The sequence below is a fragment of the Streptomyces durhamensis genome (assembly GCF_000725475.1).
Classification (GTDB): Bacteria; Actinomycetota; Actinomycetes; order Streptomycetales; family Streptomycetaceae; genus Streptomyces; species Streptomyces filipinensis.
Genome location: NZ_JNXR01000204.1, coordinates 1 through 256, shown reverse-complemented (window position 1 = coordinate 256; position 256 = coordinate 1). Strand labels below are relative to the sequence as shown.

Here is a 256-nt window from a genome sequence, read left to right as displayed (position 1 = left end):
GGGGCCGTGCGCCTCGGACCACTCCGCTCCCTGGGCGAACTCCTGCCCCATGAAGAGCAGCTGCTTGCCGGGGTGGGCCCACATGAAGCCCAGGTAGGCGCGGTGGTTCGCGCGCTGCTGCCACCAGTCGCCCGGCATCTTCGACACCAGCGACCGTTTGCCGTGCACGACCTCGTCGTGGGAGATCGGCAGGACGTAGTTCTCGCTGTAGGCGTACACCATCGAGAAGGTCATCTCGTGGTGGTGGTACCTGCGG

1 pseudogene is annotated in these 256 nt (G+C 66.8%); it reads right to left on the bottom strand.

The features are described from left to right. Nucleotides 1-256: pseudogene (locus IO33_RS45495) on the bottom strand (1,4-alpha-glucan branching enzyme); the annotation flags it as partial.